At 71.7% G+C, this 20490-nt stretch carries 18 protein-coding genes; 10 read left to right on the top strand and 8 right to left on the bottom strand.

Annotation, left to right across the window (positions count from 1 at the left end; genetic code table 11):
* Positions 1-8: 8 nt before the first annotated feature.
* Entirely contained in the window at positions 9-2891 is a 2883-nt protein-coding gene (locus OM076_RS07755) for a helix-turn-helix transcriptional regulator (RefSeq protein ID WP_270038927.1), read from the bottom strand.
* A gap of 85 nt (positions 2892-2976) precedes the next feature.
* Between OM076_RS07755 and OM076_RS07750 the strand changes: the two genes are divergently transcribed.
* Together OM076_RS07750 and OM076_RS07745 are read left to right on the top strand one after the other, a co-directional pair.
* Positions 2977-3219 (top strand): hypothetical protein, encoded by a 243-nt coding sequence (locus tag OM076_RS07750; RefSeq protein ID WP_270038926.1) that lies wholly within the window; start codon positions 2977-2979, stop codon positions 3217-3219.
* A gap of 19 nt (positions 3220-3238) precedes the next feature.
* Complete coding sequence (locus tag OM076_RS07745) at positions 3239-4786, top strand: DHA2 family efflux MFS transporter permease subunit (protein ID WP_270038925.1); 1548 nt, start codon at positions 3239-3241, stop codon at positions 4784-4786.
* 355 nt (positions 4787-5141) lie between these two features.
* On the opposite strand, the gene OM076_RS07740 is transcribed toward OM076_RS07745, so the two are convergent.
* Positions 5142-6692, bottom strand: coding sequence for a PAS domain-containing hybrid sensor histidine kinase/response regulator (locus OM076_RS07740; protein WP_270038924.1), 1551 nt, complete (start codon positions 6690-6692; stop codon positions 5142-5144).
* 42 nt (positions 6693-6734) lie between these two features.
* Here OM076_RS07740 and OM076_RS07735 point away from each other — a divergent pair, with 42 nt between their 5' ends.
* Positions 6735-8648 carry a PAS domain-containing hybrid sensor histidine kinase/response regulator gene (locus tag OM076_RS07735; protein WP_270038923.1) on the top strand — a complete coding sequence of 638 codons (1914 nt, stop codon included), beginning with the start codon at positions 6735-6737 and terminating at the stop codon, positions 8646-8648.
* On the opposite strand, the gene OM076_RS07730 is transcribed toward OM076_RS07735, so the two are convergent.
* The 4 genes from OM076_RS07730 to OM076_RS07715 all read right to left on the bottom strand — a co-directional run bounded on the left by OM076_RS07730 (position 8635) and on the right by OM076_RS07715 (position 11422).
* Positions 8635-9069 carry an HIRAN domain-containing protein gene (locus OM076_RS07730; RefSeq protein ID WP_270038922.1) on the bottom strand — a complete coding sequence of 145 codons (435 nt, stop codon included), beginning with the start codon at positions 9067-9069 and terminating at the stop codon, positions 8635-8637. The two genes, OM076_RS07735 and OM076_RS07730, sit on opposite strands and share 14 nt — an antisense overlap.
* 25 nt (positions 9070-9094) lie before the next feature.
* Positions 9095-9289 (bottom strand): hypothetical protein, encoded by a 195-nt coding sequence (locus tag OM076_RS07725; protein WP_270038921.1) that lies wholly within the window; start codon positions 9287-9289, stop codon positions 9095-9097.
* Positions 9290-9353: 64 nt separating this feature from the next.
* The gene (locus OM076_RS07720) at positions 9354-10280 is read right to left on the bottom strand and encodes a VWA domain-containing protein (protein WP_270038920.1); all 927 of its coding nucleotides are present in this window, start codon (positions 10278-10280) and stop codon (positions 9354-9356) included.
* Positions 10277-11422 carry a S1C family serine protease gene (locus OM076_RS07715; RefSeq protein WP_270038918.1) on the bottom strand — a complete coding sequence of 382 codons (1146 nt, stop codon included), beginning with the start codon at positions 11420-11422 and terminating at the stop codon, positions 10277-10279. Before OM076_RS07715 ends, OM076_RS07720 begins: the two co-directional genes overlap by 4 nt.
* A gap of 117 nt (positions 11423-11539) precedes the next feature.
* Here OM076_RS07715 and OM076_RS07710 point away from each other — a divergent pair, with 117 nt between their 5' ends.
* The 4 genes from OM076_RS07710 (at position 11540) to OM076_RS07695 (ending at position 16166) form a co-directional block, all read left to right on the top strand.
* Positions 11540-12346, top strand: coding sequence for a sigma-70 family RNA polymerase sigma factor (locus tag OM076_RS07710; protein WP_270038917.1), 807 nt, complete (start codon positions 11540-11542; stop codon positions 12344-12346).
* A gap of 952 nt (positions 12347-13298) precedes the next feature.
* Complete coding sequence (locus OM076_RS45940) at positions 13299-14327, top strand: PucR family transcriptional regulator (RefSeq protein WP_270038916.1); 1029 nt, start codon at positions 13299-13301, stop codon at positions 14325-14327.
* 14 nt (positions 14328-14341) lie between these two features.
* Complete coding sequence (locus tag OM076_RS07700) at positions 14342-14743, top strand: TIGR03618 family F420-dependent PPOX class oxidoreductase (RefSeq protein WP_270038915.1); 402 nt, start codon at positions 14342-14344, stop codon at positions 14741-14743.
* 79 nt (positions 14744-14822) lie between these two features.
* Positions 14823-16166, top strand: coding sequence for a beta-propeller domain-containing protein (locus OM076_RS07695; protein ID WP_270038914.1), 1344 nt, complete (start codon positions 14823-14825; stop codon positions 16164-16166).
* On the opposite strand, the gene OM076_RS07690 is transcribed toward OM076_RS07695, so the two are convergent.
* Entirely contained in the window at positions 16141-16827 is a 687-nt protein-coding gene (locus OM076_RS07690; protein ID WP_270038913.1) for a cupin domain-containing protein, read from the bottom strand. The two genes, OM076_RS07695 and OM076_RS07690, sit on opposite strands and share 26 nt — an antisense overlap.
* A 102-nt stretch (positions 16828-16929) precedes the next feature.
* Here OM076_RS07690 and OM076_RS07685 point away from each other — a divergent pair, with 102 nt between their 5' ends.
* The gene (locus OM076_RS07685) at positions 16930-17733 is read left to right on the top strand and encodes a hypothetical protein (protein WP_270038912.1); all 804 of its coding nucleotides are present in this window, start codon (positions 16930-16932) and stop codon (positions 17731-17733) included.
* Here the strand turns inward: OM076_RS07685 and idi are convergent.
* Positions 17730-18239 carry an isopentenyl-diphosphate Delta-isomerase gene (gene idi / locus OM076_RS07680; protein WP_270038911.1) on the bottom strand — a complete coding sequence of 170 codons (510 nt, stop codon included), beginning with the start codon at positions 18237-18239 and terminating at the stop codon, positions 17730-17732. The two genes, OM076_RS07685 and idi, sit on opposite strands and share 4 nt — an antisense overlap.
* Positions 18240-18293: 54 nt before the next feature.
* Between idi and OM076_RS07675 the strand changes: the two genes are divergently transcribed.
* Both OM076_RS07675 and OM076_RS07670 read left to right on the top strand, forming a co-directional pair.
* Positions 18294-19130, top strand: coding sequence for an HD domain-containing protein (locus tag OM076_RS07675; protein WP_270038910.1), 837 nt, complete (start codon positions 18294-18296; stop codon positions 19128-19130).
* Positions 19130-20143 (top strand): Gfo/Idh/MocA family oxidoreductase, encoded by a 1014-nt coding sequence (locus OM076_RS07670; protein WP_270038909.1) that lies wholly within the window; start codon positions 19130-19132, stop codon positions 20141-20143. The genes OM076_RS07675 and OM076_RS07670 overlap by 1 nt, the downstream gene beginning before the upstream one ends.
* Positions 20144-20490 lie beyond the last annotated feature (347 nt).

Here is a 20490-nt window from a genome sequence, read left to right as displayed (position 1 = left end):
CGACGGAATCAGGCTGAGTCGGCGCGCTCGACCGCCCGGGCGAGTTCGACACGGGAGGAGACGTCGAGCTTGCGGAAGATGTTGCGCAGGTGCGTCTCCACCGTCTTGAGGCTGAGGAACAGCTCGTTGGCGATCTCCTGGTTGGTGCGGCGGTCGACGACGAGGGCCGCGACCTGGCGCTCTCGGCCCGTGAGCGACGCGAGGCCGTTGCCGTCGGCGGAACCGGGGCGGCTGCGGCGGTGGATGACGTGGCCGAGCTTGCGCAGCTCCTGCTCCGCCGCGTCGCGGTGGGGGCGTGCGCCGCAGGCGTCGAACGTGGCGGCGGCGGCTTGGAGTGCGGCCGTCGCCCCATCCGGGTCACCGCTCGCCGCCAGCGCACGTGCCGCGAGCATGCGGGAGAGCGCGGCCTCGAGCACCGCGCCCGCTTGTTCGGCGGCGGCGATCGACGCCGCCGCGCGAGACGCCGCGCCCGCGCTGTCACCGGCGTCGAGCGCCACCGCGGCCTGCGCGCGCTGGGCCCAGGCAACGCCCATCGGCAGCCCGAGCGACACCGCGTGCTCCTCCGCGGCCAGACCCACCCGCGCCGCCTCGTCGCGCCGGTCGACGCGGAGGTATGCGGTAACCAGGGCTTCGAGGCCGAGGAGTCGCCAGACGCCGGGAATCGATCCGAGCACGTCGCCGCCGGCGAGCACGTCGATGGCGCGTTGATGGCCACCGGCCGCCACCGACGCCTGCGCGAGGACCATGGCGGCCCAGGCCGACAGGACGCTCTCGTCGAGTTGCTGCGTGTGCCCGAACGCCTCCTCGGCCAGGGCGAGCGCGGCGGGCGTGTCGCCGATCGCCAGCGAGAGCCAGGAGCGGTTGCGCAGCATCCAGGCCATGCTCTGGGTGATCCCGGCCAGCCGGGCCGCCTCGACGCCGCCGTCGAGGACCGCCGCCGCCTCGTCGAGCCGGCCGCGCATGAGGTGCGCGGCACCCAGCGCCGGCAGCAGCGACGGGTGCAGGTGGCCGGCGGCACGGCCGAGCCGCAGCGCCCGCTCGCCGAGCGAGCACGCCTCGTCGTAGCGATCGATGTACGTCGCGGCCGAGCACAGGTACGCGACGGCTTCGGCGCGTGCGCTGAGCTCGCCGTCGGGCATCGCGGCCACGAGTCGCGTCGTCTCGACGAACGTCGTCTCGGCCTCGGCGACGGCGCCCGAGACGGCGTGCCCGAGGGTCAGGATCGCCGAGGCCGCCGCGGTCAACGGGCGCTCCCCGAGCGAGCGCGCCAACTCCAGCGCCTTCCGCGCCCACGCGAGCATCGACTCCGGCTGCGCACCGAACAGCGCGTCGATCGCGAGCTCGATCATGAGCGAGATCGCGTCGGCGGCCGCCTGGTCGGGCAGGTCGTCGAGGCAGGCGAGCAGCCGCGCGTGCGCCTCCTCGTGCCGTCCGAGCAGGCGCTCGACGCCGGCGCAGGTCGTCGCGAGCTGCACCCGCAGACCCACCGCATCCGCGGGCGCGAGCGCGATGCTCTCCAACAGATCGGCATGGCTCTCGGCGAGGCGACCTTGGGCGGCGAGCGCACGGGCGCGCAGCAGCAACAGCGAGACGCGCTGGTCGAGCGCGATGCCCTCCGGCAGCAGTCGCAGCGCCGCGCCGAACCAGCGGGACGCGCTGGCGGGAGCGCGAAGCAGCGCCGCCGTTCCGGCTTCCGTGAGCACGGCGACGGCGGCGAGGTCTCCGTGACGCGCGGCGAACTCGACGTGATGCGCACGCGCGGTCGCCGGCGCGCCGCGCTCGGCGAGGGCGCCCGCCGCGCGCTCGTGCGCACCCAACCGCCAGCCGCCGGGCGCGCTCTCGTAGATCGCGCGGCGCACGAGCGGGTGGCGGAAGCGGAACCGCCGCGGGATCTCGGTCGCTCGCACCAACCCCAGCGCCAACAGCTCGTCGAACGCCTCCAACGCCGCGTCCGCGTCGATCCCGGCCGCCGCGCACGCGAGGTCCAACTCGAACGGGTCGCCGGAGACGGCTGCCCCGCGCAGCACCCGCTGGGTCTCAGGCGACAAGACGCCGAACTCCTCCGCCAGCGACGCGATCACCGCCGCCGGCACGCCGATCGCTTCGAGGCCCGGCTGCCGCGCGGCGCCCCCGCTCGCCCCCTGAGAGCGCGCGAGCTGCTGCAGGTAGAACGGGTTGCCGCCGGTCTCGTCGTAGAGCTGCTCGACCCCGTTGGCCGTTCCGAGCAGCTCGCCGGCCGCCTCGCGCGACAGGCCGCCGAGCGAGATCCGCACGAGCTCGTCTTGGCGGGCGGTGCGTTCGAGCGCGGCCGCGAGGCGCTCGTCGAGCTGCCGGGGGCGGGCCGCCATGACGAGGAACACCGGGGCGTCGGGCGGGCTGCGCAGCAGCGCGGCGAGCAGGTCCACCGAGGCGGCATCGGCCCAGTGGACGTCGTCGAGGACGAGCACGAGCGGCTGTCGCGCCGCCAGGCGCTCGAGCAGCTCGCGCATCGCGCGGTGCACGCGATAGCGGTCGTCCTGGAGGCCCGGCGCGGCGGCGATCACCGTCTCCGACAGGGACGGCAGCACGTGGGCGAGCTCGCTCCGGACATCCGTGGGCAACGAGGCGATCACCCGCGGATCCAGACCCGCGACATACGCGTCGAGCGCGTCGACGAAGACCCAGAACGGCAGATCGCGCTCCAGTTCGGACGCGCACCCGGTGAGGACGATGCACCGGCGGGCGTCGGCGCGCTCGACCAGCGCCGCGAGCAGGCGCGTCTTGCCGATGCCAGGCTCGCCTTCGAGGACGAGCGGAGCGATCCGCCCGCGACCGAACGTGCCGAGCGAACGGTCGATGACGTCGAGTTCGGCGGCACGACCGACGAGGGGGTTGTCGGCGACCCGGGGCATCCTGTCCAAGCTCAGGGTCGAGCATAACCGGAGATCAGGGTCGGCCGCCGATGTTGCGCGGCCCCACCGCAGGCATGCTCGTCCGGTGCCCCGCTTCCTGATCCACCACCGGCACGAGCCGCATGAATGCCGGGTCGCGTTCGTCGCCTTCCGCGGGCACGACAGCACGCTCCGCCACAAGGCGGCGCTCGCGTCGTGCGCGTTCGGCGACCACGCGATCTGGTGGACGGTCGATGCCGCCGACGAGCAGGAAGCACTCGCGCTCTTGCCGTTCTTCGTGGCGGAGCGCTCGACGGTCACCCGTGTGATCAGCGTCGTGATCCCCTGAACTGAGCAAGGAGAACCGCATGCCCCCCGCCACATCCCCGTACGCCCAGCGCTGGAAGGCGCTCGGCGTCCTGGCGCTGAGCTTGTTCGTGGTCACCGTCGGCAACACCATCCTCAACGTCGGCCTGCCGACGATCCGCAACGAGCTCGGTGCGAGCTCCAGCCAGCTGCAGTGGATCGTCGACGGCTACCTGCTCGTCTTCGCCGGGCTGCTGCTGACCGCCGGGAGCCTCGGCGACCGCTTCGGCCGCCGCCGCGCCCTCGTCACCGGACTCCTCGTCTTCGCCGCCGGCTCTGCCCTCGCCGCGCTCTCGGGCAGCTCGAGCGAGCTGATCGCTTCACGCGCCCTGATGGGGCTCGGCGCCGCCGGGATCATGCCGACGACGCTGTCGATCCTGACCAACATCTTCCCCGCTCAGGAGCGCGCCAAGGCGATCGCGGCCTGGGCGGCCGTGTCCGGGCTGGGCATCGCGGCCGGACCGATCTCCGGTGGCTGGCTGCTCGAGCACTTCAGCTGGAACAGCATGTTCCTGGTCAACCTGCCGATCGTCGCGATCGCCCTCGCGGGCGTGGCGCTGGTGGTGCCCGACTCGCGCGACCCCGCAAAGCCGCGGCTGGACCTGGCCGGCGTGGCGTTCTCGATCACCGGCCTGGGAGCGATCGTCTGGGGCCTGATCGAGGCGCCCGAGCGCGGCTGGGGGGACCCGGCGATCGTCGGCGCGTTCGCGCTCGGCATCGCGGTCCTCACGGCCTTCGTCGCGTGGGAGCGGCACACCGCGCACCCGATGCTCGACGTGCGCGTGTTCCGCAACCTGCGCTTCAGCGCCGCGAGCCTGTCCGTGACGTTCGTCTTCTTCTCGCTGATGGGCGTGCTGTTCTTCCTGACGAGCTACATGCAGGCCGTGCTCGGCTACACCCCGCTCGGGACGGGCGTCCGGGTGCTGCCGGTCGCGTTCGGCCTGGTCGCGGCGTCCAAGCTCTCGGTCAAGTTGGTGCAGCGGGTGGGCACGAAGCTCGTCGTGGCGGGCGGCCTCGTCACGGTCGCGTCGGCCCTCTCGATGTACACCGGCTTCGGCGTCGACACCGGCTACCCGTCGGTCGCGCTGGCGCTCTTGGGGATGGGCGCCGGCATGGGGCTCGCGATGGCACCCGCGACGGAGGCGATCATGGGCGCGCTGCCCAAGGCCAAGGCGGGCGTCGGCTCGGCGATGAACGACGTCGTCCGCGAAGTCGGCGGCACGCTCGGCGTCGCCGTGCTCGGCAGCTTCCTCAGCAGCGGCTTCTCTTCGGCCATGGACGGCAGCGTCGCGGGCCTGTCGCCGGAGCAGGCGCACGCCGCGAGCGACTCCGTCGGAGCCGCCCACGAGGTCGCCTCGCACCTCGATGCCACAGCCGCGTCGACGCTGATCGATGCCTCCAATCAGGCGTTCGTCGACGCGATGGCGACGACCGCCACGATCGCCGCCGCCGTCGCGCTGATCGGCGCGCTGATCGCGGTCGCGTTCCTCCCGTCGCGGGCCCGCTCGACCGGCCTCGCTGCAGGCGCCGCGCTGCCGGCCGTCGGCTAGGTGCTTGAAAGTCAACTGCGCCCTGTGGGGGGGAGTGGCTCGCCCTCCGTTGCTGGCTCGCCGTGAGTCCGCTGCTCGGCTCGGCTCTGTTGACCTCGAATTGCCGCGCCGGGATACCGACAGTTACGGGCTACGGAGAGAGAAAGGGTGTCCCTCGCGCCCGTCTCTCGGTCGCCATGGTGGACCGTGCGCGTTGAGGGTCCGCGCGCGGGTCTCGATCGGGTTCGCACTGGTCGAGTTGGCGCGTTGATGGGGGTGGGGTCAAGAAACTTCCTGTCAGGACGTTTTTTGACCCCACCCCCTCGCAGACCGCGGCATCCGGGTGATCGGCGTGCGTGAGAACGCCCTCGTCCCTCTACGGCGCGCGCTTCACGAACCGCTCGACGGTGTCGATCATCTCGGCGACCTTGAACGGCTTGGTCACGTACTCGTCCACGCCGATGCGCAGGAGGCGCCGGCGCTGGGACGCGTACGCGTCGGCGCTGAGCACGATGATCGGGATCGCGGCGGTCGTCTCGTCGGCCCGCAGTTCCAGCGCCACCTCGTCCCCGCCGATGTCCGGCAGGTGCAGGTCCAGCAGCACGAGGTCGGGCTTCTGTGCGCGGGCGAGCTCGATGCCCGCGCGGCCGAGCGGGGCGGAGATCACGGTGATGTCACCCAGCCGGCTGAGGATGTGCTCGACGAGCCGGAGGTTCGCGGGGTTGTCCTCGATGTAGAGGACGGTGGCCCGCAGCGCGGCGCGTTCGGGCTCGGCCGGCGCCGCGGGGCCGGCGGGGCGGGGTCCCTGGGCGAGCGGCAGCGAGATGGTGAACTCCGACCCGCTCCCGACCTCGGTGTCGATGGTCAGCGTCCCGTCCATCAGTTCGACCAGCCGCTTGGACAGGGCAAGGCCGAGCCCGGTTCCCCCGATGGCACCGCCCGTGGCCGCCAGGCGCTCGAAGGGCTTGAAGAGCTGGTCCAGCGCGGCAGCGTCGATGCCAGGCCCGGTGCCGGCGACGGTGATGATCACGCACTCGCCGCGCATACCCGCCTCGACCCGCGCGTGCCCGTTGGGCCGGTTGTACTTGATCGCGTTGGAGAGCAGGTTGGTGATCGCCTGCCGGAGGCGCTGCGCGTCGGCCACGACGTAGAGGTCGGGCCAGGGCGCCGAAGGGGTGACGATGCCGATCGCGTGCTCGGTCGCCAAGGACCCGACGAGCTCGATCGACTCCACGATCACGGCGCCGACGGCCACGGGTTCGAGCGAGACCGTCATCTGGTCGGCTTCGATGCGTGCCACGTCCAGCAGCTCGTCGACCAGCGCCAGCAGGTGCTCGCCGGCCCGGCGGATCTGGTCCATCGCGTCCTGCTGGTCCGAGCGCAGACCGTCGAACTCGAGGAGTTGCGTGAAGCCGAGGATCGCGTTCAAGGGGGTGCGCAGCTCGTGGCTCATGCCCGACAGGAACAAGGTCTTCGCGCGGTTGGCGTTCTCGGCCGCCTCGCGGGCCTCGCGCTCGGCCGCGGCGGCGGCGCGCTGCTGGGTCATGTCGCGCGTGACCTTGGCGAACCCGCGCAACACGCCGGCCTCGTCGCGCAGCGCGGTGATCACCACGTTGGCCCAGAAATGCGAGCCGTCCTTGCGGACTCGCCAGCCCTCCTCCTCGTACCGGCCGATCTCGCGGGCGATCGTGAGCTCGCTGTCGGGATGGCGCGACTCGACCGCGTCCGGCGTGTAGAACAGCGAGATGTGACGGCCGATCACCTCGTCGCCGCGGTAGCCCTTGATGCGCTCGGCGCCGGTGTTCCAGCTGACGACGCGGCCCTCGGGGTCGAGCATCATGATCGCGTAGTCCTTGACGCCGTCGACCAGCAGGCGGAACCGCTCTCGTTCCTCCGAAAGTTGGGATGCCAGCGTTCCGGGAACCATCGGTGCGAACGGTAGCGAGGCCGTTGGGGGAGACTTCGACATATGCCAGATGAGGGACTCGGCGAACGGCTGCGGCAGATCCCGGACGACAGCGCCCGCTTCTGGGAGCTTTCGAGCGACCTGCTGTGCAGCGTCTCATCCGACGGGCACTTCAGGCGGCTCAATCCGGCCTGGACGCGGATGTTGGGATGGACGGTCGACGAGTTGCGCTCGCGCCCCGTCCTGGACCTCATACATCCGGATGACCACGAGCAGTCGCTGGCCGAACTCGCGCGACTGCAGACCGGCGTCTACGAGTCGGTCGCGTACGAGAGCCGCTTGTGCTGCAAGAGCGGCGGCTATCGGACGATCCTCTGGAGCGCGACGTCGATCCCGGACGAGGGCCTCGTCTACGCGATGGGGCGCGACGTCACGGTGAGCCGGCGTGCCCAGGAGGAACTCGAGCGGTCCGAGCGCTTCCTCGAGTCGGTGCTGGAGAACCTGCCGACGATGGTCTTCGTCAAGGACGCGGACGAGCTGCGGTTCGTGCGCATGAACAAGGCCGAGGAGGAGCTCCTGGGCTGCGCGCCGGGAGAGCTCGTCGGCCAGAACGATCACGACCTGTTCCCGAAGGTCGTGGCCGACGCCTTCGTGGCCAAGGACCGAGAAGCGTTCACGACCGAGGGCGTGGTCGACATCCCGGAGGAGCTGATCGAGATCCCGGGCAACGGCACGCGCGTCCTGCACACGCGAAAGATCGGGCTGCGCGACGAGACCGGCAAGCCGCTCTACCTGCTCGGCATCTCGGAGGACATCACCGATCGCAAGGTCGCCGAGCGCGCCGCGGACGTCGCCCGCGCCGAGGCCGAGCGCGCGAACCTGGCCAAGAGCGAGTTCCTCTCGCGCATGAGCCACGAGCTGCGCACCCCGCTCAACGCGGTCATCGGCTTCGGGCAACTGCTCGAGCTCGACGAGCTCGAGCCCCACCAGACCGAGGCCGTGCAGCACATCCTCGGCGCTGGGCGCCACCTGCTCGACCTGATCAACGAGGTGCTGGACATCTCCCGGATCGAGTCGGGGACGATGACGCTCTCGCTGGAGCCCGTGCACCTGGCGAGCGTCCTCAACGACGCCGTCCTACTGATCCGGCCGCTGGCCGACGCCGCGCAGGTGCGCCTGACGTCCGACGGCGCCTGCAACGGCGACGTCCACGTCGTGGCCGACGAGCAGCGCCTGCAGCAGGTGCTGCTCAACCTCCTCTCCAATGCCGTCAAGTACAACCGCGCCGGCGGCAAGGTCTCCGTCCGCTGCCTGCCGACGGCCGGGGACCACATCGAGATCGCGATCACCGACACCGGGATGGGCATGAGCCCCGAGCAGGTGCAGCGGTTGTTCGAGCCCTTCGACCGGCTCGGCGCCGAGCGGACCGACATCGAAGGCACCGGGCTCGGCCTGAGCCTCGTCAAGGGGTTCGTCGAGGCGATGGCGGGCAGCATCCAGGCGGAGTCCGAACCGGGCGTCGGCACGACGATGCGCCTCCGCCTGAGCGCGGTTCCCGCGCCGCCGGACGGCGCGCAGGCGCGCGAGGACGCCACGCAGTACCTCGGTGGTCTCACCATCGTGCACATCGACGACAACCCCACCAGCCTCCAGCTGGTCGAGCGCCTGCTGCAGCCGCTCCCCGGCCTGCGGCTGTTCGCGGCCCGCAAGGGCCGGGAGGGCGTCGCGCTGATCCGCGCCCACACGCCGGACCTGATCGTCCTCGACCTGCACCTCTCAGACGGCGACGGGCGCGAATTCCTCTCCGAGCTGCGGCACGATCCGCAGACCGCCGCGATCCCGATCGTCGTGCTCAGCGCCGCCGCCACACCGGACGAGGCGGAGCGGCTGCGCGCGGCCGGCGCCGCCGACGTGCTGGCCAAGCCGGTCGACGCCGCGCTGCTGCTCAAGGCGGTCGCGCGCGCTAACGCACGTTGAGCTCCAGCTCGCCGTCGCGGGCGAGCAGCATCGTCAACCCGGTGCGGGGATCGCGGGGCGAGTCGCGACGCTCGCGCAGCACCACCGCGCTCCACCCGGAGCCCACGAGCGGGGCGACGTCGCGGGGGACGTAGCCGACCGGCTCGCCGGACGCCAGGAGCACCGCGACCGCGTTCGGGTCGTGCGGGTTGTCCGGTTCCGCGCGAAGCGTCAGCGGCCGGCCGGGAGCGGCGTCGTCGGACGCCAGCGCCTCCGGGCGATGCACGGCGCCGGCGACGTGGGAGACGATCAGCTCGTCCGGCAACGCCTCACGCGCGAGGAACCGGCCGCCGGCGTCGATCGGGTGGTACCCGGAGACCCACACCACGCCGCCATCGTCCGGATACCAGTACCGCTCCTGGAACTCGACGTCCACGCGCACGCCCTAATGGTTACCCACCGGGGCACTACACCTCGGGGTGATGGCGCTCCTGGTCGCGCTGCCGGTCGCAGTCGCGGCCATGCCACTGCTGCGAGACGTCCTGTTGCAACGAAGGCTGCTCGAGCGGTGCCGGGGTGGCGGCCGCGATCTGCAACGTGCTGTCGACGTTGGTCATGCCGTGCACGGCCACACCAAAGAGCCCGACTCCGGCGGCGAGCATGGCGACGAATCCTGTGCGACGGAGCAACATGGCCCTCAGTGAAGCGCTGGTTCCTGAAGGTTTCTCAAAGCAACCGACGGAACCACCGAAGAGATAGGGCGCTGGCGAGCAGCAGGAGGATCGCCGCCCCGCCCGCGAAACCGGCGGTGACCTCGCGCGGCTGCTTCTTCATCGCGACTTCGGAGCCGAGCTTCTTGTAGACCGCGCTGAGCGCGCTCGTGTCGGACGCCGTGAACGCTTCCCCGCCCGAGCGCGTGGCGATGTCCTGCAAGGTCGTCGTGTCGGGCGGGACGGCGTCGCCGTTGGGCAGCGTGCCCGAGGCGGTGCCCAGCGCGACCGTGTAGATCGGGATGCCGAGCTTCTTGGCCTCGTCGGCCACCGGCAGCGGATCGCGCCCGTGGGTCTCCTTGCCGTCGGAGAGCAGGACGATCGCGCTCGGGACCTTCTTGCCGCTCGAGCGCGCCATCTCGAGTGACACCGCGAGGGCGTCGCCGGTGGCGGTGCCGCCGCTCGGCTTCATGGCATCGCGCAGCGCGGCCTTGAGTTCGGCGCGGTCGGTGGTCGGCGACTGGACGGCCTCGGCCACGTTGTCGAAGACGACGCCGCCGACCCGCACCTGCTTGGGCACCTTGCCCAGGAACGCCTCACCGGCGTCCAGCGCGGCGGTCAGCCGCGAGGGGGCGACGTCGGTCGCCGCCATCGAGCCCGAGTGGTCCATGGCGAGGACGATCGTCGCCTGCTCGGCCGGGACCGCGATGCTCACCTGCGGCCGCGCCAGCGCGCCGATCAGCGCGGCGACGGCGAGCCAGGCGAACGCCAGCGGCGCGTGCCGGCGCCAGCCCGGCCGCCTCGGCACGACCGACGCGCTCACGGCCGGCGCCGCGAACGCCGCGGCGGCGCGCCGGCGGCGCTTCTCCGCCGCGGCGTACGCCCACGCCAGGAACGGCAGCAGCAGGAGGCCGAGCAGCAACCAGGGCGATTGGAACGTCATGGCGTCGCCGTGGACGGCCGTTCGGCGAGGGTCACGTTCAGCGTCTGCGCCGACCCGCCACGCGTGATCTGGACCGCGACCGACTCGCCCGGGTGCTTGTCCTGGATCGCGGCCGCGACGTCGTCCGGGGTGGCGACGGACTTCCCGCCGACCGCCGTGAGGACGTCACCGACCTGCAGCCCCGCGGAAGCCGCCGGCCCACCGGCCGAGACGGCGGCGATCGTCACCTTGCCGGAGTCGGCCGAGGTCGACACGCCGAGGTAGGCGCGCTTGATCTGCTCGCCCTTCTCCAGGCGCGGGATGACGTCGCGGACGGTGTTCGACGGCACCGCGAACCCGATGCCGACGCTCCCGCCCGACTGCGACGCGATCTGCGAGTTGACGCCGATCACGCGCCCCGTGGCGTCGAGCAGCGGCCCGCCCGAGTTGCCCGGGTTGATCGGGGCGTCGGTCTGGATGACCGAGTCGATCTGGAAGCCGTCCGGCGCCTGGATGTGGCGCCCGGTGCCGGACACGATGCCGGCCGTGGTCGTCTGCGAGAGGCCGAACGGCGAGCCGATCGCCACTGCCAACTGGCCGGTCCGCACGGTCGCCGAATCCGCCAGCGCCAGTGGCTTCAAAGTCCGCGACGTCGACACCTTCACGACCGCCAGATCGGAGGAGCGGTCGACGCCGCCGACCGTGCCCTGGACGGTCTCGTCGTCGGCGAACTGCACCTGCACCGTCGATTCCGTCCCCACGACGTGGGCGTTGGTGACGATCGTGCCGTCGGCCTTGACGACGAAGCCGGTGCCCGAGCCCTCGGACGTCTTGATCGACACGACCGAGTTGCGCGCGGCGGCGTAGATCGCGGCGACGTCGCCGGTCTGCTTGGCGCCCACGAGGGCGGGACCGGGCGTCGGCGCCGCGGCGTTGGAGCTCGTGTCGACGAGGCCGAAGGCGAACGCGCCGCCGCCCACGAGCACCGCCGAGACCAAGCCGCCGGCGAGGGCGGCGCTGAAGAGCCCGCGGCGGCGCGGCGGCTCATCTTGAGCCGGCAACGGCGGCAGCGGTTCGGTTCGAGCCTCAGGCGCGGGCTCGTGCGGGCGGGCACGGCGACCGTCGGTCGGATCGCCGTCGAGCCAGAGCAGGGGGTCGGTCATATGCACCGACTCTGAGACACGGTGCGTCAGGTCCGCATAAGCCGCCGCCCGCCGCTTACGTTTCCTTTAATCGCCGCGCACCCAGTCCTTGAGATTCGCGAACGACTGTGCTGGGCCATGGCCGATGAGCTCACCCCGTTTCTGCAGCAGATCGCTCGTACCCCGCTGTTGACCCCCGCTGAAGAGACCCGCCTTGCCCGTCGCGTCGAGAAGGGCGATCTCGCCGCCAAGGAGCGCATGATCGAGGCCAACCTGCGCCTCGTGGTCCACGTCGCCAAGCGCTTCCAGCGCGCCGGCCACGGGCTCACGCTCGCCGACCTGATCCAGGAGGGCACGCTCGGGCTGGTCCGCGCCGTCGAGAAGTTCGACCACCGCAAGGGTTACCGGTTCTCCACCTACGCGACGATCTGGATCCGGCAGGCGATCGGGCGGGCGATCGGCGACAAGGGCCGCACCATCCGCCTGCCCGAGCAGGTCGGCCAGCGGCTGCGGGCGCTCGAGCGCGAGGAGCGCAAGCTCGCCGCCGAGCTGGGGCGCGACGCCCTCCCGGCCGAACTCGCGGAGGCGACCGAAGCCACGCTCCCGGAGGTGATCGAGCTGCAGCAGCTGCGCCGCTCGACGGTCTCGCTCGACGAGCCCGTCGGCGCCGAGCACGACGGCACCTCGCTCGGCGACCTGCTCCCGGCGCCCGCCACGGTGGACCCGGACATCAAGCTGCTGGCCGAGGACGTGCAGCGGGCGCTCACGCATCTTCCCCCGCGCGAGCGCCGCGTGATCGAGACGCGCTACGGCCTGTCGGGCGCGAAGCCGTCGACGCCCTCGGAGACCGCCAAGGCCCTCCGGCTCAGGCCCCGCGACATCCGCCACTTGGAGGAGCTCGCGCTCAGGCGCCTGCGCGCCGCGCCGGAGCTCGCCGCCGCCTGAAGCGCGACGGCCGCCAGGCCGGCGAGGAGCCACGCGACGAGGGTCGCCAGGGGCGCGAGGAGCGAGGCCGCGGGGAAGTAGGCCGCGTCGCGGAACGCGGTCACGCCCGCGCCGACCGGGATCGCCTGCCCGATCTCGCGCCAGAAGGCGGGGAGCAGCTCCGGCGCGGCCAGGCCGCCGGACGACGGGTTGCCGAGCACGACGAAGAGCAGGATCGCGATGCCGGTCCCGGCGATCCCGAAGACGGCCTGCAGCGCGACGGTCACCGCTCCCACGCTGGCCACGATCAGCGCGCCGAGCAGGGACAGGCCGAGCCACGGGCCGGGCAGGCCGCCGAGCGTCTTGGCCAGCAGCGCGCCGCCGAGGCCGACGACCAGCGCGACGCCGGTCAGCGCGCCCAGCCGCAGCAGCACCCGCCCGCGCGTCCCGAACGTCATCCCGAACAGCGTCGCGCCCAGGTAGCCGGCGATCACCCACCCGATCACGGTGTAGGTGCCGAGCAGGCCGCGCGGGTCCTCGGTGGCGAGCGGGTGCGTGGTGGCGTGGGAGACCTTCCCGGGCAGCACTTGGTCGTTGAGCAGCGTCGCGACCGTCGCCGAGGCGGCCGGTGCCGTGGTGAGGCGCAGGCCGCCGCCGTCCTGCGCGGTCAGCGCGCCGTAGGCCTCGCGGCGATCGAGCGCGCCCAGCGGATCGGTCGTGCGGATGACCTTCAGCGCCGGCGAGCGGTCGAGCTCGGCCGCGACCCGCGCGGGCACCCCGGCGCCGACCGCGAGCGGTACCTCGTGCGGGGTGGGCGCGCGCAGGGCGGCTGAATAGGAGGCGATGAAGGCGAGCGAAACGGTGACGATCGCGAGGCTGACGAGGAGGATCTTGCGCATACCTCAAGGGTCGACCCGCGGGCCTTGGTCGACGTCGGCGCCGCACCCGAACCTGAGCGCCTAACTTGTGCACCGTGCACAACGACGTCCTGCGCCGGATCATCGCGCGGATCTCCCTCGACGACCTCGCGGCCGACCTCGAGCGGCGCCTGCTCGAAGCGGTCCCCGCCTACCGCGACTTCGCCAGCGAGGAGACCGCGCAGATCCTGCGCTGGAACGTCGACCAGTTCGTCCGCTGGCTCACCGAGGGCACGCCGCCCACGCGCGAGGACCTGCAGCGCCTGGAAGCGCCGGTGCGCCACCGTTTGAGCGAGGGGATGACGATGGAGGACGGGCTGCGCATCTACCGCAGCGCCGCCCAGGCCGGGTGGGACGCGCTCGTCGCGGCGGCGGACGACGAGGAGCGCGCCGCGCTGCTGAGCGGCGCCGACGTCCTGTTCGCGTACATGAACGCCGTCACCGACGTGTTCTACGGCGCCGAGATCTCGACCGCCGAGCAGCGCGCGCACGAGCAGCTGACCAGGGTGCTCGCGGGCGAGGACCCGGACGCGCGGGACACCTACACGCCGTTCGTCGCGCAGCTCGGCGACGGTACGGCGGGCCGGCACGCCGCGCTCGCCGCCGAGCTGCGCACGCAGGGCGCGCTGGCGGTGAGCGAAGGCCGGCGGGTCGCGGGCCTGCTCACCCGCTCCGCCCGCTGGCCCGCGGCGGCGCTCGTCGCGCTCGGCGAGGAGACGGGGCGCGCAGAGCTGGCCGACGCGCTCGACGATCTGCGCGCCCTCGCGGCCGTCGCGCACGCGCGGACCGGCGTCGTCCGAATCGAGGATCACCTCCCGGAGCTGCTGCTGCACAGCGCACCGCGCCACGCCCACGCCCTGCACGTCCTCGTCTACGGCCCGCTCGACGACGAACTGGCCCGCACGCTGGAGGCGCTGGTGGCGCACGGCTTCGACAAGTCCGCCGCCGCGGCCGCGTTGCCGGTGCATCGCAACACGCTCGGCTACCGCGCCGCGAAGATCGAGCGGCTCACCGGCCTGGACCTCGACACGACCGATGGCCGTGGCCGCGCCTGGCTCGCGACACTGCAGCGCAACGCCGCGTGATATGACGCGGGGATATGGCTTCCCTCAGCGATCCCGCGGTCTCCGCGCTCCTCGACAAACCGAACCACGCCGTCCTCTCGACGCTCAACCAGGACGGCTCGATCCACGCGACGATGGTCTGGCTCAACGTCGAGGACGGCAAGGTCGCGATCAACAGCCAGCGCGGCCGGCACTGGCCGAACAACCTCGAGCGCGACGGCCACGTCACGCTGACCCTGCTCAACGAGAGCGACCCCTACGAGTACGTCGTGATCACGGGCGTCGCCGAGGAGGCGGGCGAGGGCGCCGAGGAGCACATCGACGCGCTCGCGAAGAAGTACATCGACCAGGACGTCTATCCCTGGCGCGTCGAGGGCACCGAGCGCGTGAAGTTCTTCGTCGCGCCCTCGCGCGTGCGCTACGTCAAGGCGGGCTGAGCGATATAGGGCGTAACCCTCGAGCGAGATAGATCGATCGCCCGATGTGCGCGGGCCGAGCGGGGCATACGTTCGGCCGATGTTCATTGCGCACCGTGCGTGTCTCCTCGCGGGGACCGCCCTGCTCGCGTGCGCCGCCCCCTCCGCTGAGGCGGAGCCGGTCAACGGCCGCATCGCCTTCACCACCTTCGAGTCCAGCGCCGATCCGGCCGCCGGCGACATCTGGACCATGAACGCGGACGGGGCCGACAAGCGTCAAGCGATCTTCGATCCCGGCTACGACGCCCAGTCCGACTGGTCGCCGGACGGGACGCGGATCGTCTTCCGCAGCCGTCACAACAACCAGTACGAGGTCTCGATCGTCGACTTCTCGGTCCTCGACCCGGCGACCGGTCGCCCGCGGGTCGTCGAGCTGCCCAAGGCACCCGACGGCACGCAGTCGAGCCAGCCGGCCTGGTTCCCGGACGGTTCCGCCCTCCTCTACCGCCGGACCAACGGCCCGGAGTCGACGCGCTCGGACATCTGGGCGATGAACCTCGACGGGACCAACCGGCACCCGGTCGCGGTCCTCCCGCAGGATCAGTTCTATCCCAGCTTCTCCCCGGATCGTTCGAAGCTGCTGTTCGCGACCGTCGCGCCGCCGTCGGGCCGCAGCATCCAGGTCATGGACGTCGCGACGGGCGCGGTCACGACGCTGTTCGACTACAGCGCGCAGAGCTTCGATTCGGCGCCGGCCTGGTCGCCGGACGGCCGCCAGATCGCCTTCGAGAGCAACCTCGACGGCGACATGGAGATCTTCGTGATGAACGCCGACGGCTCGAATGTCCGCCAGATCACCCACAACACGCTGTGGGATGAAGGGCCGGCGTGGTCGCCGGACGGCACCCGGTTCGCGTTCTCGCGCGGCGCCGACGACCTGCACCTCGACATCTGGACCATGAACGCCGACGGCTTCGACGCCCGCCAGCTCACGACGTACCCGGGCCGCGACGAGTCACCGGACTGGGGCGTCAACCCGCACCCCGTGAGCGTGGGGGCGAACGTCGCGCCCGTGCTCTCGCTCCAGCTGGGCACCGGGGGCTTCGGCGCCTTCATCCCGGGCGTCGCCCGCGACTACTCGGCGAGCGTCGCCGGGTCGGTCACGAGCACCGCCGGCAACGCGACGCTCTCCGCGGCGGACAACACGGGCCGCTCGCCCGGGCATCTCGTCAACGGCACGTACGCACTGGCGCAGCCGCTGCTCCTGCGCGCGGCGGGCGGGACGTTCGCGCCGTTGCCGGCGGACCTGCTGCGCTATCCCGGGCCAGTCTCTAACGCTCAGGTCGAGGTTCAGTTCCAGCAGGCGGTGGGCGCCACGGAGCCGCTGCGGACCGGGACCTACGCCAAGACGCTGACGTTCACCCTGTCGACGACGGAGCCGTGACGCGCAGGAACGAGCCGTCGACCGCATGCTCGTGCCCGGGAGGGATCTGGACCCACGATCCCTCCGGGGCATAGGTCTCCTGGGCGCCGGCGGTGAGCTTGAGATCGCCCTCGAGCGCCCAGTAGGACGCGAGCGCGTGGAACGTCCGCGGCTCCGTCACGCCGTCGAGACGCTCGACGCGGATCGCGTCGACGTCTGTCAGGACACCGACACCCTGGCTGACCTCCGCCTCCGTGAGCGGGCGGCCGCCGTCGGCGGGTGGGTCGTGCTGGTCGTAGACGACCTTGACGCTGTCCCGCAGTCCGCGCATGTAGGTCGCGAAGTCGCACCCGGGGGCGTGGAAGTTGAGGTAGCGCATCTCCACTTGGCCCGCGTTGCGGAAGCCGTGGACGACCCCCGGCGGAACCCGCGCCAGCGCGCCCGCGGGCACCGTCAGCTGCCGATCTTCAAGCCCCAGGCGGACGGTGACCTCGCCGGCCAGCACATAGAAGAGATCGCTGTGCTCGTAGTGGACGTGGAGGTCCGCTCCTTCCTGCCCGGCCGCCAAACGCGCGACGGTGGCGTGGACCGGGGGCCGGTCGGAGAGGATCTCGACGCGGCGGGTGGGGGAGTCACCGATGACCTCGCCGCCACCCGGGCTGACAACCGTAAGTGGACGCACGTCGTAAAAGGTTAGGCGGCGTCAGATTTCGGGCTACCGTTGAGCCACCCGACCCGAGGACCACGACCCGTCTTGCCTCTCCCGCTCAGGCGCGCTGTCGCCGTGCTCTCTGCATCCCTAGCTGTTGCCATCGTCGCGCCGGCCGCCGCGTCCGCGCAGACCGCTTCCTGGAACGACCCGACGTACGGCGCGAGCCTTCCCGCGCACGAGTACGTGATGCCCGCGGGCACGTCCGAGATCCACGATGTGAGCACGGACCCGACCGACCGCGCGTCGCTCGCCCGCGCCGGCGATGCCGAGAGCTTCGCGCTCGGCTACGCCAAGGACTGGTACACGTCGCACGTCGGCGCGATCAACCCCGACACGACGTACTCGGTCGGCGACACGGACACCACGCTCACCAGCGAGACGGAGACCTCGCGGACGTGGAGCACCTGGGTCCTGATCTACACGGTCGCCGATCCCGAGCGCGGCTACCGCTACTGCGAGTCGCACTACACGACGACCGCGGAGCTCCAGGACGACGAGTGGACCACGTCCGCGACCCTCGCTCAGACCGTGGCCTGCCGGATGATCCCCACCTGGGGGCCGATCGCGGGCTCGCCGATGCCGCTCGAGACGACCGCCTACACCTCGCCGGTCAGCAAGATCAGCCGGGGCAACGCGGGTTACCAGGCGATGACGAGCGAGTCGATGCGCTGGGAGAGCACGCTGCCGAGCCTGGCCGACTACGGCATCGGCGTCAACTACGCGGCACAGCTGGACGCCGACACGTGGTACGTGATCGTCACCGCCTACTCGCCCTCCGCGCGGTACTTCTGCTCCGACGGATGGACCGTGGACTTCAACTCGCCGACGTCGATCGACACGACGCCGTCGGGCTATGAGACCTGCACCGACTACTAGTCGGGGGGATTGACGACCTTCCAGGCGGGCGGGAACCAGGCCGTGAAGTCCTGCGGCCGCTCGTCCAGCCACGCCGACAGGTCGTCGAGGGCGATGAAACGCCATTCGACGACCTCGTCGGGGTTGGGCTGCGGGGTGTCGGTGACCTCGGTCAACAAGAGGTGGTCGAGCTCGTTCTCGACCAGGTCCATGATCTCGGCCCGGTAGCGGTACACGCCCGCGGGGACGAGCTTCCCGCACGTCATCCCGAGCTCTTCGAACAGGCGCCGGCGGGCGGCGTCCTCAGTGGCTTCGCCGGGACGCGGGTGCCCGCAGCAGGTGTTCGTCCACAGCCCGCCGGAGTGGTACTTCGACAGCGCGCGCCGCTGCAGGAGCAGCTCTCCGGCCGCGTTGAACGCAAAGACGGAGAACGCCCGGTGGAGCGCTCCCTGCCGGTGGACATCCAGCTTCTCGCCCTCGCCCAGGGCGGCGTCCGCCTCGTCGATGAGCACCACGTTCTCGATCACGGCGAGAAACGGTATCCGCTCGGCTCGAGATGCCGTGCGACACTGCGAAGGGCGATGAGCGAGACCACTCCCGAGACCGTTCCGGTCGGTCCGCGCCCGCCGCGCGAGGCGGTCGCGGCGATGCGCATCCACGCGCCGACCGAGCGCAACCCGCGACTGAGCCGGTTCCTCGAGGCGGCCAACGCCAGCGAGAAGCTCAAGGCCCGCTGGCTCGGCCAGCAGGTGACCGCGGACCGGCTGGAGATGTCCGACCACTCGTGGGTCCACCTCCAGATCGTGCTCAACCGCGCCCTGCACCTCTTCCGCCTGCTGCACCGCAGCGGGCTGAAGTCCTCGGTCGAGACCGACTACGCGATGTCGCACAAGGACGCCGAGGTGATCATCGCCGGCGGCTGCCTGCTGCACGACCTCGGCATGTCGATCCACCGCATCGACCACGAGGCGTTCAGCCTGTTCCTCGCCGCCGACCTGCTCGACACGCTGCTCGAGAAGGTCTATGACGAGCCCGAGCGGACCGTGATCTCCTCCGAGATCATGCACGCGATCATCGGGCACCGCAAGGACGGCCGGCCGTTGACCTTCGAGGCGGGCGTGGTGCGGGTGGCCGACGCGCTGGACATGGAGCACGGCCGCTCGCGGGTGAACGTGGAGACGTCGCTGGCGAACATCCACTCTTTGAGCAGCGCCGCGATCGACGAGGTCCGGATCGTGCCGGGCGAGGAGCGCGCGGTCCGCGTCGAGGTGCAGATGAACAACTCGGCGGGCGTCTTCCAGGTCGACTCGCTGCTCGCGAACAAGCTGCGCGGGTCGGGGCTGGAGAAGCACGTCGAAGTCGTCGCGCGGATCGACGCCGAGCACGAGAAACGCCTCCTCCGCGTGTACCAGATCTGATGACGCGGATCGGACTCGCGGGGTACGGCTTCGGAGGGCGCATCTTCCACGCTCCGCTGCTGGCTTCGGCCCCGGGCGTCGAGTTCGCGGGGGTCGTGACGCGTTCGGAGCAGCGGCGCGCCGAGCTCGAGCAGGATCATCCCGGGACGCCCGCCTTCGAGAGCCTGGCGGCGTTGCAAGCGGCGGGCGCGGACGCCGTCGCCATCTCCACGCCCGCGGACACGCACATCCCGCTGGCTTTGGAGGCGATCGCGCTCGGCCTCGCGGTCGTGTCGGACAAGCCGTTCGCACTCGACGCGGCGCAGGCACGGACCGCGGTGGACGCCGCCGCGGCGGCGGGCGTCCTGCTCAGCGTCTACCAGAACCGCCGCTGGGACTCGGACCTGTTGACCGTGAAGCGCCTGCTGCGTGAGGGCGCGCTCGGCGAGGTCACGCTGTTCGAGTCCGCCTTCGAGCGCTTCGCGGGCGACGAGCCGGTGCCCGCGGCGGGCGGCGGCATCCTGCGCGACTTCGGCAGCCACCTGATCGATCAGGCGCTGCACCTGTTCGGCCCGGTGGCGTCGGTCTACGGCGAGGTGGGGGGCGGCGGCCCGCTCGAGGAGCGCTTCTTCGCGGTGCTCGAACATCGCGGCGGCATGACGTCCCACATCAGCGGCGACTGGTGCCAGGGCGCCCCCGCACCGCGCTTCCGCGTGCGCGGCAGCGCGGGTTCCTACGTCGTCGAGGGCATGGACGGGCAAGAGCCGGCCTTGATCGCCGGCCGCACGCCCGCCACCGAAGGCGATGCCTGGGGCACCGAGCCACCGGAACGCTGGGGCCGCCTCCAGCGCGGCGACGCGAGCGAGCCGGTACCGAGCGAGCGCGGGCGCTGGGACACGTACTACCCCGCCTTCGCGGCCGCCGTCCGCGGCGAGGCGCCGGTGCCGGTCGACCCGGCCGACGCCGTCGCCGCGCTCACCGTGATCGACGCCATCCGCGCGAGCGCGGCGCAAGGACGGACCATCGGGCTGTAGGTGCTTGAAAGTCAACTGCGCCGGGTCGGGGAGGGGGAGTGGCGAGCCACCCGTCCCGGGCTGCCGTTGTTCGCTCGGTGCGCGGCTCTGTTGGCTCGAAACGCCGTGCTGGGATACCGGCAGTTACGGGCGTGGTATTGACACCCCCGTCCGCTCCGGGCCTGCCCGTGATCGGTTTCGGTGAGCAACGAGGTCATGCGCGAGGGGGGTAGTTCGTTTTGGTTCACCCCCTGTGAACAAAGTCGAAACACCCCCTCGAACGCGCCAGCTCGACCAGTTCGATCCTGATCGAAACTCGCGATCCGGCCCTCAAACGCGCACGGTCGACCATGGCGACCGAGACAGCA

The organism is Solirubrobacter ginsenosidimutans (assembly GCF_027587205.1).
This window is presented reverse-complemented; position numbering and strand designations above follow the sequence as displayed.